Genomic DNA, 12,221 nt, shown 5'->3' with positions numbered 1-12,221 from the left:
GGGGCCACCGCCAAAAGCGATGACCCCGACATCCGATCCCAACCCGCGCACCGCGCCGACCCGTCGCGAAACGGACCGGCGCGCCACTGCGGGATCAACCCACCACGGAACGCACCTCGGCGAAGTGGCACGCCGACAGCGTGCCGAGCTTGTCGCCCCGCAGCTCCAGCTTCGGCTCCTCGACCGCGCAGATGTCCTGCGCCTTCCAGCACCGGGTGCGGAAGCGGCAGCCCGAGGGCGGGTTCACCGGCGACGGCACGTCGCCGGTGAGCACGATCCGCTGCCGGCGGCGCTCCAGCTTGGGGTCGGGCACCGGCACCGCGGACAGCAGGGCCTGCGTGTACGGGTGCATCGGCCGGGCGTAGATGTCCTCGCGCTCACCGAGTTCGATGATCTTGCCGAGGTACATCACGGCGACCCGGTCGGAGATGTGCCGCACCACCGACAGGTCGTGCGCCACGAACAGGTAGGCCAGGCCCAGCCGCTCCTGGAGTTCCTCCAGCAGGTTGACCACACCGGCCTGCACGGACACGTCCAGCGCGGACACCGGCTCGTCCAGCACGATGAGCTTCGGGTTCAGCGCCAGCGCGCGGGCGATGCCGATGCGCTGCCGCTGGCCGCCGGAGAACTCGTGGGCGTAGCGGTTGCGGTGCTCGGGGTTGAGGCCCACGAGTTCCATCAGCTCGTTGACCCGGTGCTGGACGTTCTGGCCGTTCTCGGTGCCGTGGATCTTGAACGGCTCGGAGATCAGCTCGTTGATCTGCCAGCGCGGGTTGAGCGACGCGTACGGGTCCTGGAACACGATCTGCATGTCCCGGCGCACACCGCGCAGGTTCCGGGCGCCGAGCTTGGTCAGCTCCTTGCCCTGGAACTTGACCGACCCGGAGGTCGGCTTGTGCAGCTGGAGGATCGCCCGGCCGGTCGTGGACTTGCCGCAACCGGACTCGCCGACCAGGCCGAGCGTCTCGCCCTCGCGCAGGTCGAACGACACGCCGGACACCGCCTGCACCTGGCCCACCGTGCGCGGGATGATGCCGCCGCCGCGCACCGGGAAGGACTTGACCAGGTCCTTGACCTCAAGCAGCGGCGCGCCGCCGGCGCCGGCCGGGGTGGCCCCGGCCCTGGGGTGGGATTCCGTGGTGGTCATGAGGTCGGGTTCTCCTCTTCGTGCCGCCGCGCCTCCACGACACCGAGGTCCTCGGCGACGGGGATGTCCGGGTTGGCCATGGTGAGCGACGCGGGGTTCTCCACCACGCCGATCTCCTCGGTCGCGAACAGCCGCTGCGGGTGCTCGATGGTCGCCAGGTGCGCGGACCGGTGGCAGCGCGCGAAGTGGCCGTGCCGGTCGGTCTCCAGCAGCAGCGGCTCGGTCTCGCGGCACTCGTCCACCGCGAGCGGGCAGCGCGGGGAGAACGAACAGCCCTTCGGCAGGTTCATCAGCGAGGGCGGCGCGCCCTTGATCGGGGTGAGCCGCTTGCCGAGCAGCTGCGGGTTCGGGATCGACCCGAGCAGACCGACGGTGTAGGGCATCCGCTGGGCCTCGAAGACCTCGTCCACGCCGCCCTGCTCGACCACCGTGCCGCCGTACATGACCTGCACGCGGTCCACCATGCCCGCCACGACGCCGAGGTCGTGGGTGATGATCATGATGCCCGCGCTCGTCTCGTCCCGGATGCGCAGCAGCGTGTCCAGGATCTGCGCCTGCACGGTCACGTCCAGCGCCGTGGTCGGCTCGTCCGCGATGATCACGTCCGGGTCGTTGATGATCGCCATGGCGATCATCGCGCGCTGCCGCATGCCGCCGGAGAACTCGTGCGGGTACTGCGCCGCGCGGCGGTCCGGCTGCGGGATGCCGACCAGTTCGAGCGATTCGACGGCCTTCGCGAACGCCGCCTTCTTCGACACGTCGTGGTGCGCCAGGTACGCCTCGGCCAGCTGCCACCCCACCGTGTAGACGGGGTTGAGCGACGTCATCGGGTCCTGGAAGATCATCGAGATGCCGTTGCCGCGCACCGGCTGCATCTGCTTGTAGGTCAGACCCACCAGCTCGCGGCCCTTGAACCGGATCGAGCCGCCGATCTGGGCGGTCTTGGGCAGCAGGCCCATGATCGCCATCGACGACACGGACTTGCCGGAGCCGGACTCGCCGACGATGCCCAGGACCTCGCCCGCGCCGAGGGAGAACGACACGTCGCGCACGGCGTGCACCACGCCGTCGTCGGTGGGGAAGTCCACCGACAGGTTCTCGACCTTGATCAGCTTGTCGCCGGTCACGCCGCCGGTGGCGGACTCGGGTTCGTTCATGACATCCACCCCACTCATGCCTTCACCCTCTTCTGGCGCGGGTCGAAGGCGTCCCGCAGACCGTCGCCGATGAAGTTCACCGACAGCGAGATCAGCACGATGAACACGAACGTGGCGATGAACAGCCACGGGTGCAGCGTCAGCTCGTTCTTGTTCTGGCTGATCATGAGGCCGAGCGAGGTGTCCGGCGACTGGACGCCGAGGCCGATGAACGACAGCGCGGCCTCCAGCAGCACCGCCTGCGCGATGGCCAGCGTCGCGTTGACGATGATCACGTCGACGGTGTTGGGCAGGATGTGCCGGAACACGATCCGGAACGTGGACGCGCCCAGCGCGCGGGCGGCCTCCACGAACTCCTTCTCGCGCAGCGAGAGCACCATGCCGCGGATGACGCGGGCGATCGACAGCCACCCGATCAGGCCCAGGTAGAGGGCCACGATCATCCAGTTGGAGCTGCCGCCGTTGCCGGCGACCGAGACCACGAAGCTGTTGCGGACCAGCACCGCCGCGATGACCAGGCTGGGGATGACCAGCAGCAGGTCGATGAACCGGCTGATGAAGGTGTCGACCCAGCCCTTGAGGTAGCCGGCCAGCGCGCCGAGCACGACGCCGATCACGGTGGACAGCACGGCCACCACGAGGGCGATCTGCAACGAGAACTGGGTGCCGCGGATCAGCTGGGCGACCATGTCGCCGCCCAGCCGGTCGGTGCCGAACGGGTGGTCCAGGCTGGGCGGCAGGTACCGGCGGAAGCTCAGGTCGGTGTAGGAGTACTTCCAGATCGCGCCGCCGAGGAACGCGAACAGCGCGAGGATGACGAACAGCACCAGCCCGAACACCGCGGCCTTGTGCCGCAGGAAGCGGCGCAGGATGACCGTGGACTGCTTGCGGGCGGCGGTGCTGTCGAACTGGCTCGCCTCGCCTGAGGTGGGCGCGGGTGCCTGCGCCACGGGGGAACCGATCTCAGTCAAGGCGGATCCTCGGGTCCAGGACCGCGTACATGATGTCCGCGATCAGGTTGAACACGATGATGAACACGGCGGTCACCATCATGAATCCGAGCACCTGGTAGGGCTCGATCTTCGTGATGGCCTCGATCAGGAACTTGCCCATTCCGGACCAGCCGAAGACCGTTTCGGTGATCACCGCGCCGCCGAACTGGGCGCCGATGTTCAGCGAGGAGACCGTGACGATCGGGATGAGCGCGTTGCGGAACGCGTGCCGGAAGATCGCGCGGCCTTCGGAGACGCCCTTCGCCTGTGCGGTGCGCACGTAGTCGGCGTTCAGGGTGTCCAACATCGAAGCCCGCTGGAAGCGGCTGTACAGCGCGAACTGGATGGCCACCAGACAGATCGTCGGGAGGATGAACGCGCCGGTGTACTGGTAGATCTGCTCACCGATGTTGCCCTTGAACCCGTCACCCGGCGGCCCGGCCATGGTGAGCCACCGGCCGGCCCCGATCGACTCCAGCCAGTCGTTGAACTTGATACCGCCCGCCTTGATGATGAGCGCCACGCAGAACAACGGCATGGAGAACATCGCGAAGGCTATGCCCGTCGCCGTGTAGTCGAATATCGAATATTGTCTGACCGCGCCGATGACGCCGACGGCCATACCCAGCACCAGCGCGACGATCTCGGCGATCAAGATCAGCCGCAGGGTGATGCCGAAGGCCGTGATCAGCTCTTCCTTGACCGGCTTGCCCGCGTTGCCGGGGACGACGGACTCGCCCCAGTCGCCGGTCACGAAGTCGCCCGCCCAGTTGACGTAGCGCTCGAAGAACGGCTTGTTGTAACCCGTCCGCTCGTAGGCGGCGGTGATCTCCGCCGGCGTCCGGGGCTTCTGGAGCTTCCACTCGCCGAGGGGGTCACCCATGGCATTGACGAGCCCGAAGCAAAGGAATGAAGCGACGATCAACAGCGGAATCGAGATCAACAACCGCCGGATTATGTAACGGAACATGACAAGTCTCTAGTCTCCCTAGGCGCCCCCGCCGTCCAGCGGGCCAGCCTACCCGACGCGGACACCGCCCGGGGGGCCGGTGCTTGTGGCACCGGCCCCCCGGTCGGATTCAATCAGTTTGGCGTCGCGAGCTGGTGGCAGCTCGACTTACTTCTTGATCTGCCAGGCGTACAGGTTCCAGGTGACGCCACCACCGACACCGATGTAGGAGATCGGGCCGATGTCCGCGGTGCTGGCCGCGAAGTCGGTCAGCTGGAACAGCGGGACGCTGTGCAGGTCGTTGCGCATCTCCTTGTCGATGTCGTTCATCATCTTGGTGCGCTTCTGGAAGTCGAGCTCGCCGTTGGCGGCCTTCCACTGCTCGGTCACGACGGCCGAGTCGTAGTTGTTGTAGTTCGCCGTGCCGCCCTTTTCCTTCTGGGCGTAGTTGCCGTACGCGCCGGCCTTCAGCGGCTGGCCGACCCACGCGAACAGCGCGGCGTCGAACTCCGACGCCGGGAGGCGCTTGTCGTTGAAGTCGGCGGCCTGGTCGTCGACGATCTCGATACCGGCCTGGCGGCACTTGTCCTGCAGGATGCGGACGGTGTCCGCACGGCGCTGGACGATCTTGTGGCCGAGCTTGAACGACGCCCGGTACTCGCCCTTGGTGTAGATGCCGTCGCCGCCCTGCTTCCAGCCGGCGTCGTCGAGGGTCTTCTTGGCCGCGGCCACGTCACCCTTGCCGACGTCGCCGTAGTGGTCCTCGTAGCCGACCTCGGTGGGCATGAAGGTGAACGAGCCCAGCGGCTTGGCGTTCTGGTCGACGTCCTTGACCAGCTTCTCGACCAGGTCCTCGCGGTCGAAGCACTGCGCGATCGCGGTCCGCAGCTCCTTGTTGTTCTTGAACAGCGGGCGCGCCATGTTGAAGTCGACGTGCTCGTAGGTCTGGCCACCGGCCGCGTAGACCTTGAACGCGCTGTCGCCGCGCAGCTGCTGCGCCACGGCCGGGTCGGCCTGCGGCGCGATGACCACGACTTCCTTGTTCTGGAGCTGCTGGGCCGACGACTGGGCGTCGGTGTTGGTCTTGAGCACGACCTTCGAGGCGGCGGGCTTCTCGCCCCACCACTTCGGGTTGCGCACGAGGACCGTCTGGTCCTTCAGGTCCGAGGACTCGATCAGGTACGGGCCACCGGAGAGCGCGACCGAGGCGTCGAAGCCCAGCCAGCCCTTGGTGTAGAACTCCGCGACCTTCTTCACCGTGTCGTCGTTCTGCGACGGCAGCACCTTGGTGATGTCCGGGACGCCGGCCTTCTCCTCCAGGATGTGCGCCGGGAGCAGGCTGTCGCTACCGACCTGGGAGAACAGCGCGCGGTAGTCCGCGAACGGCTTGTCCTTGAAGAAGGACGTGGTGATCGTCTTGTCCTCGTTCGAGCACTCGAGCTTCTCGATGTTCTCGTAGCCCGTGGGGGACGAGTCGAAGATGGAGGCCTCGGAGCCGTCCTCACCCTTGGTCGTCGCCTTGCTGGTCGCCGCGAGCCACTTCAGGTAGAAGTCGTCGCAGTCGATCGGCTTGCCGTCCGACCAGACCGCGGCCTTGTTGACCTTCCACTCGATGACCTGCGGGTCACTCGAAGTGACCTTGATCGACTCCATCAGGTCGCCGTCGATCTTGATGACGAACTTGCCGTCGACCAAGTCGGTGATGTACGGCGAAGGCTGCACGTTCGACAGCGCGATGGTGCTGGAGAAGTTGTTCGTCGCGCCGAGGTTGTTGTTGTAGTTGTGGAAGCCCTCTTCGATCGCGACCGCGATCTCACCGATGTCGTCCACCTTGGGACGCTTGAACAGCTCGTCCTGACCACCGATCTTGCCGGGGTCGGCGTTCTGCTGGCCACCTTGGTCGCCCTCACCGGCACCGCCGCCGCCACACGCACTCAGCAAGAGTGCGGCACCGGTCAGCAGCGCAAGCGCCGAGACAGCCTTTGATCTCCTCATCGACACGTGCCCTCCTAGCACTGGGTTGGAGCGCCCGTTTGGGTCTAACTCCACCCATAACCGTGATGTGCCAAACGCGCCCCGAACCGACACACCGTTGCAGCACGATAAGAACCAGCCGCGATCAGGGTCACGACCCATCGGCCGATCGTGACCAAAGGGTGACACGCTGGTAGCAGCAAGCTACTCCGTCGTTACCGGGCGGGAGCGTTTGTTAACCGGGCGACGGGAATACTGTCAATATTGCCCGGGGAACGCATCCGGAGGCAGGGTGAACTCACCCGATTAGCCGAGTCAACGGTCAACGGCCTTCCCGCCGCCACGTCGCGGCGTCGCTCAACGGCCCCGCGAAGGGGGCCCCGGCGGTCACGTTCTGAGCCTGCGGCAGGACCACCAGCAGGTCTGCTACCTGGAACAACGGCAGTGCGACGGCCTGCTGCCAGAGCACCGGCTCGACCCGGGCCAGCACGTCGGACAGCAGTGCCCGGCCGGCCAGCGCCTCGTCGATCGAGGTCTGCACGGACTGATCACAGAAACCGGAGAGATTCGCCGGAATGGGTGTACTTGAGTCCCCCGACGTGGCGCGGCACCCGAACGAGGAAGCGAGCGTGGTGGCCGAATCACCGGTGTCCACACGCGGCACGACCGCAATGTCGACCACCTCGGCGTTGTTTGTCGCCAGTCCGGAGAGATCGCGACCGAACAACTGATTGGGGGGCGTTGTCAGGAGCCGTCCGGCGATTCCGGACAATGACAGTTGACGTTGCACCTGGCTCGCGACGGTCACATACGGCTCCACGCCGGCGGGTGCGGCGATGGTGAGCGAGAGTTCTTTGCCGTCCCGCACCCACTGGCCGTTCTGCTGGGTGTAGCCGGCCTCGGTCAGCAGCTGGGCGACCGGCGTGGTGTTGGGCTGGTAGGTGGGCTGGTACCCGGCCTTCGTGGGGGGGATGACCTGCGCGTCCGCCCGCAGCTTCGCGCTCGGGCCGTTGCGGCTGCCGATGGCGATCAGCTCGTCCCGGTTCAGCGCGTTGAGCACGGCCTGGCGGACCCGGACGTCGGACATCTGCGGCGCGGCCGGCCGGGCCAGCACCTGCACGACCTCGGCGCGCGGGGCGTCGGCCGTGGTCAGCGGCGTTGTCCGGCCGAGTTCCTCGATTTCTTTCAACGCGATGGCCTCGGCGCGGATCAGCGCGGCCTGGTCGTCACCGGACTTGAGGGCCTCGATCGTGTCGTGCTGGCTCGCCCGGCGCAGCACCACCCGGTCGAGCGCGGCGGGCCGTTCCCAGAACCGGTCGTTGCGCTCCAGGATGATCTCGCCGCGCGGCTGGTCGAGGGTGCGGACGGCGAACGGGCCGGCGCTGGCCGGGAAGCTGTCGGTCAGCGCGGAGGCCCACCCGCCGGGTGCGTCCTTGAGCAGGTGCGCCGGCAGCAGGTTGGCGAACAGGCTCCGCCAGCCCGGGTAGGGCGCGCCGAACACGACCTCCACGACCTTGCCGCCCTCGCGCGAGGCGATGTCGGAGATCAGCCGGTAGCCGGCCGGGTCGACCACGCCGGGCTCCTCGCGCATCCGCTCCCAGAGGTAGACGAAGTCCTCGGCGGCGATCGGCGCGCTGTCCGACCAGGAGGCGTCCCGGCGGATCGTGTAGGTGACGGTGTACGGGTCGGCCTTGGTCACCTCGGCACTGGCCAGCAGGTCGAGGTCCATGCGCGGGCTGCCGTCGGTGTTCGCCCGGAACGCGCTGGGCAGCAGCAGCGAGGACAGCGCCGTGCTGATCGTGGACTGGCCGGCGAACGTGTGCGGGTTGTAGCTGCCCTTGATGTCGTCCACGCCGACGACGACCTCGTTCAGCTTCTCCTTCGGCACGACGGTCATCCCCGGCGTGGACGGCACCAGCGGCGGAGGGGGCGTCACGGAGCACGCGGACAGCACCAAGAGCGCGACCACCGCGACGGCCGCGCGCACGCGGTTCCCCCCAGACCGAGTCATGCGCACGAGACTGCCAGAACGTGTCGACAGTTGACCGAGGACCCCGGGCTTCACACCACTAGGACGCACCCGGGCCCGTTCCGGTTGGGCGCTGTGGCCCGGCGCACGCCTACCTTATTAATGGGGTGCGCTGCGAGCCGCACCGAGCAGAACCCCGCTGAACAGCGAAAACGCCCCCGGCACCGAGGTGCCGGGGGCGTTCGCGCAGACGATCGGTCAGCCGCGCAGCTTGTTGCGGTTGCGCTCACGACCACGCAGGTTCGCGTCCAGGGTGACCTTCCGCACCCGGACGACCTCCGGCGCGACCTCGACGCACTCGTCGGCGGCGCAGAACTCCAGCGCCTCCTCCAGCGAGAGCTTGCGCGGCCGGGCCAGCGTCTCCATGACGTCGGCGGTGGACGTGCGCATGTTGGTCAGCTTCTTCTCGCGGCACACGTTCACGTCGAGGTCCTCGGCGCGCGGGTTCTCGCCCACGACCATGCCCTCGTACGCGTCCGCGCCCGGCTCCACGAAGAACGTGCCCCGGTCGGCGAGCTGGATCATCGCGTACGCGGTGATCGAACCCGAGCGGTCGGCGACCAGCGAGCCGTTGTGCCTGGTCCGGATCTCGCCGGCCCACGGGGCGTAGCCCTCGGACACGGCGTTGGCGATGCCGGTGCCACGGGTCTCGGTGAGGAACTCGGTGCGGAACCCGATCAGGCCGCGGGAGGGCACGACGTAGTCCAGCTTGATCCGGCCGCTGCCGTGGCCGGACATGTTCTCCATCCGGCCCTTGCGGTTGGCCAGCAGCTGGGTGATCGCGCCCAGGTGCTCCTCGGGCGCGTCGATGGTCAGCCGCTCGAACGGCTCGTGCAGCTTGCCGTCGACGGTCTTGGTCACCACCTGCGGCTTGCCGACGGTCAGCTCGAAGCCCTCGCGGCGCATCTGCTCGACCAGGATGGCCAGCGCCAGCTCGCCTCGGCCCTGCACCTCCCAGGTGTCCGGGCGCTCGGTCGGCAGCACCCGCACCGACACGTTGCCGACCAGCTCGGAGTCCAGCCGCGCCTTGAGCACGCGGGCGGTCAGCTTGTTGCCACCGCCGCGACCGGCCAGCGGCGAGGTGTTCACGCCGATGGTCATCGAGATGGCGGGCTCGTCGACGGTGATCCGGGGCAGCGGCTCCGGGTTGTCCACGTCGGCCAGCGTGTCGCCGATGGTGATCTCCGGGATGCCGGCGATGGCGACCAGGTCGCCCGCCCGCGCCTCCTCGGCGGGGACGCGCTCCAGCGCCTCGGTGATCAGCAGCTCGGTGATGCGCACCTTCTGCACCGAGCCGTCCTCGCGGCACCACGAGACCGTCTCGCCCTTGCGGATCCGGCCGGCCTCGATCCGGCACAGCGCGATCCGGCCCAGGAACGAGGACGCGTCGAGGTTGGTCACCAGCGCGCGCAGCGGCGCGTCGGCGTCGCCGGTGGGCGCGGGGATGTGCTTGAACAGGACCTCGAACAGGACGTCGAGGTTCTCCTCGTCCGGCAGGCCGCCGTCCTCGGGCTGGGTCAGGCTCGCCCGGCCGGCGCGGGCCGACGCGTAGACCACCGGCAGGTCGAGCACGGAGTCGTCCGCGCCGACCTCGGTGGCCAGGTCCAGCAGCAGGTCGTGGGCCTCGTCGACGACCTCGGAGATCCGGGCGTCGGGCCGGTCGACCTTGTTCACCACGAGGATCACCGGCAGGCCGGCGGCCAGCGTCTTGCGCAGCACGAACCGGGTCTGCGGCAGCGGGCCCTCGGAGGCGTCCACCAGCAGCACGACGCCGTCGACCATGGACAGGCCGCGCTCGACCTCGCCGCCGAAGTCGGCGTGGCCGGGGGTGTCCACCACGTTGATGGTCACCACGCCGTCCGCCGTGCGGCGGCGCACGGCGGTGTTCTTGGCGAGGATCGTGATCCCCTTCTCGCGCTCCAGCTCGCCGGAGTCCATCACCCGGTCGACGAGTTCGGCTCGCTCCGAGAAGGCTCCGGACTGGCGGAGCATGGCGTCCACCAGAGTGGTCTTGCCGTGGTCAACGTGCGCGACGATCGCGACGTTGCGCAGGTCGTTGCGGACCAGCGTTTCCTTGATCGACGCGGTGGCCGTGGGCACGCGGAACTCCTAGAGCTGTCTGTCGAGGATGGGCAGGCGCCGGACAGAGAACGCGCGCAGCCTCCAGACAGCGTACCGGTCCGGTAGTCAATACCACACACGAGAGCGGGGTGAGGTCAGCCTCACCTAGTGTGAGGTCACCCGGATGAGGGGAAGACGACGCGTGGGCAAGATCAAGGTGAAGAAGAAGTGCTGCCGGTCGAAGCCCCGCTGCAAGCGGTGCCCGGTGACGGCGCTGCTCGACGCCCGCGCGAAGAAGATCAAGAAAGCGGAGAAGGCGGCCCGCAAGGCGGAGCGGAAAGCGGCGAAGAAGGCCGCCTGATCCCACGCCACCCGGTGGACCGGGTGGCGGGTCGTGACGCACGTCAGGCCAACGCGGCTTCGTTGACCTTGGTCAGCTCCGGGGCGGTCCTGGTGGCCTGGAACTCCACCACCCGGTAGCGGGCCAGCTTCTGCACCGCAAAGGGATCGGTCGCGAGCAGCGCGTCGAGCTTCCCGCGCAGCATGGGCCGAGCGATGATGACCCCGCCGACGCGGGGCTTCTGACGGCCGGACGCAAGGAAGTAACCGGCTTGGTACTGCTTGTTCAGCCAGTCCACGTGGTCCGGTAGGGCGTAGTCGACTTCGTCCAGTGGCTTGATGTACTCCAGCAGCACGATGTACATAGAAGAAATGTAGACCCGTGACACACGGGTAAAACACGCTATGATCGCGGCTATGCGCACTCTTTACCCGTTCTGGTGGTCCGCCTCGCGGCGGCCCTAGAACTGTGCGTTGACGAAACGCCGGCCGCCCCGCTCAGGGCGGCCTTCGTGCGTTCGGGGGTCGGTCGGGCGGGCACACCTCGAAGGGAAGCCACCCATGATCCGGCTGTCCGCGATCACCCCGTCCGGTCCCGTCCAGTTGGGCAACTACCTCGGCGCCATCCGCCGGTGGGCGGCCGAGGGCACCGATGAGGACGTGTACTTCATCAGTGACCTGCACGCCATGACGACGTCGCACAACCCGGCCCGGTTGCGCGCCCTGACCAGGGAACAACTGGCCGTGCTGATCGCCGCCGGGGTCGATCCGCGCTCCGTCTCGGTGCAGTCCGACCTGGTCCGCGAGCTGGGCGCGCTGACCTGGGTGCTGGAGTGCACCTGCACCTACGGCGAGGCCGCGCGGATGATCCAGTTCAAGGAGAAGTCGGCCGGCCGGTCGTCGGTCCGGCTGAGCCTGCTCACCTACCCGGTGCTGATGGCGGCGGACATCCTGCTCCAGGGCGCGCACGAGGTTCCGGTGGGCGACGACCAGGCCCAGCACGTCGAACTCGCACGCGTGTTGGCCCGCCGGTTCAACGGGACCTACGGCGAGGTGTTCGTGATGCCGAAGTCCGTGGTCCCGCCCACCGCCGCCCGGGTGCGCGATTTGGCGGACCCTTCCCGCAAAATGGCGAAAACCGCAAAAGACGCGGCCGGCACGGTATTCGTGCTCGACTCGCCCGACCTCGTCCGGCGGAAGATCAAGCGGGCGGTGACCGACGACATCGGGGTCGTCCAGTACGCGCCGGACGCGCAACCGGGCGTGGCGAACCTGCTGGAGATCCTCGCCGCGTGCACCGCGAAGGACCCGGAGGAACTCGCGGCCTCGCTGTCGGGCTACGCCGAGCTGAAGGAGGCCACGGCGGAGGCGGTGGTCGAGGAGCTGCGCGGCGTGCGGGAGCGGACGCAGGCCCTGCTCGACGACCCGGCCGAGCTGGACCGGGTGCGCGCGCACGGCGCGGAGCGGTCGTCGGAGCGCTGCCGGCACCGCCTGGACGCCGCGCTGCGCATGTCCGGCCTGGGCTGACCGGTCGGGCGTTCCCGGCCTGGTTCCTCGGCACCTGCCCCGGAAC

At 68.2% G+C, this 12,221-nt stretch carries 10 protein-coding genes; 2 read left to right on the top strand and 8 right to left on the bottom strand.

Annotation, left to right across the window (positions count from 1 at the left end):
- Positions 1-94 precede the first annotated feature (94 nt).
- The 7 genes from AC0HI0_RS39720 to typA all read right to left on the bottom strand — a co-directional run bounded on the left by AC0HI0_RS39720 (position 95) and on the right by typA (position 10,348).
- Positions 95-1,147: an ABC transporter ATP-binding protein gene (locus AC0HI0_RS39720; protein ID WP_480928615.1), complete on the bottom strand. Its 1,053-nt coding sequence runs from the start codon at positions 1,145-1,147 to the stop codon at positions 95-97.
- The gene (locus AC0HI0_RS39715) at positions 1,144-2,304 is read right to left on the bottom strand and encodes an ABC transporter ATP-binding protein (protein ID WP_480928614.1); all 1,161 of its coding nucleotides are present in this window, start codon (positions 2,302-2,304) and stop codon (positions 1,144-1,146) included. Before AC0HI0_RS39715 ends, AC0HI0_RS39720 begins: the two co-directional genes overlap by 4 nt.
- A gap of 14 nt (positions 2,305-2,318) precedes the next feature.
- On the bottom strand, positions 2,319-3,275 hold the full coding sequence (locus tag AC0HI0_RS39710) for an ABC transporter permease (RefSeq protein WP_480928613.1): 957 nt from the start codon (positions 3,273-3,275) through the stop codon (positions 2,319-2,321).
- Positions 3,268-4,266, bottom strand: coding sequence for an ABC transporter permease (locus tag AC0HI0_RS39705; protein ID WP_015098290.1), 999 nt, complete (start codon positions 4,264-4,266; stop codon positions 3,268-3,270). The genes AC0HI0_RS39710 and AC0HI0_RS39705 overlap by 8 nt, the downstream gene beginning before the upstream one ends.
- 147 nt (positions 4,267-4,413) lie before the next feature.
- Positions 4,414-6,186, bottom strand: a complete 1,773-nt coding sequence (locus AC0HI0_RS39700; RefSeq protein ID WP_480928612.1) for an ABC transporter family substrate-binding protein — start codon at positions 6,184-6,186, stop codon at positions 4,414-4,416.
- Between the two features lie 355 nt (positions 6,187-6,541).
- On the bottom strand, positions 6,542-8,230 hold the full coding sequence (locus AC0HI0_RS39695) for an ABC transporter family substrate-binding protein (RefSeq protein ID WP_480928611.1): 1,689 nt from the start codon (positions 8,228-8,230) through the stop codon (positions 6,542-6,544).
- A gap of 216 nt (positions 8,231-8,446) precedes the next feature.
- Positions 8,447-10,348 carry a translational GTPase TypA gene (gene typA / locus AC0HI0_RS39690; RefSeq protein ID WP_480928610.1) on the bottom strand — a complete coding sequence of 634 codons (1,902 nt, stop codon included), beginning with the start codon at positions 10,346-10,348 and terminating at the stop codon, positions 8,447-8,449.
- 145 nt (positions 10,349-10,493) lie between these two features.
- Between typA and AC0HI0_RS39685 the strand changes: the two genes are divergently transcribed.
- Positions 10,494-10,670 (top strand): hypothetical protein, encoded by a 177-nt coding sequence (locus tag AC0HI0_RS39685; protein WP_480928609.1) that lies wholly within the window; start codon positions 10,494-10,496, stop codon positions 10,668-10,670.
- A gap of 43 nt (positions 10,671-10,713) precedes the next feature.
- Here the strand turns inward: AC0HI0_RS39685 and AC0HI0_RS39680 are convergent, their stop codons facing one another.
- Positions 10,714-11,013 carry a YciI family protein gene (locus AC0HI0_RS39680; RefSeq protein WP_480928608.1) on the bottom strand — a complete coding sequence of 100 codons (300 nt, stop codon included), beginning with the start codon at positions 11,011-11,013 and terminating at the stop codon, positions 10,714-10,716.
- A gap of 196 nt (positions 11,014-11,209) precedes the next feature.
- On the opposite strand from AC0HI0_RS39680, the gene trpS reads away from it, so the two are divergent.
- Positions 11,210-12,175 (top strand): tryptophan--tRNA ligase, encoded by a 966-nt coding sequence (gene trpS, locus AC0HI0_RS39675; protein WP_480928607.1) that lies wholly within the window; start codon positions 11,210-11,212, stop codon positions 12,173-12,175.
- Positions 12,176-12,221 lie beyond the last annotated feature (46 nt).

The organism is Saccharothrix sp. NBAS 001 (assembly GCF_056640475.1).
The sequence above is the reverse complement of the archived record's forward strand: the minus strand, read 5'-3'. Positions and strand labels throughout refer to the sequence as shown.

Coding starts and splice junctions, on each gene's coding strand:
- AC0HI0_RS39680 (WP_480928608.1), bottom strand. CDS start 11,013: ATGTACATCGTGCTGCTGGAGTACATCAAGCCACTGGACGAAGTCGAC.
- AC0HI0_RS39720 (WP_480928615.1), bottom strand. CDS start 1,147: ATGACCACCACGGAATCCCACCCCAGGGCCGGGGCCACCCCGGCCGGC.
- AC0HI0_RS39705 (WP_015098290.1), bottom strand. CDS start 4,266: ATGTTCCGTTACATAATCCGGCGGTTGTTGATCTCGATTCCGCTGTTG.
- AC0HI0_RS39685 (WP_480928609.1), top strand. CDS start 10,494: ATGAGGGGAAGACGACGCGTGGGCAAGATCAAGGTGAAGAAGAAGTGC.
- AC0HI0_RS39715 (WP_480928614.1), bottom strand. CDS start 2,304: ATGAACGAACCCGAGTCCGCCACCGGCGGCGTGACCGGCGACAAGCTG.
- trpS (WP_480928607.1), top strand. CDS start 11,210: ATGATCCGGCTGTCCGCGATCACCCCGTCCGGTCCCGTCCAGTTGGGC.
- AC0HI0_RS39695 (WP_480928611.1), bottom strand. CDS start 8,230: ATGACTCGGTCTGGGGGGAACCGCGTGCGCGCGGCCGTCGCGGTGGTC.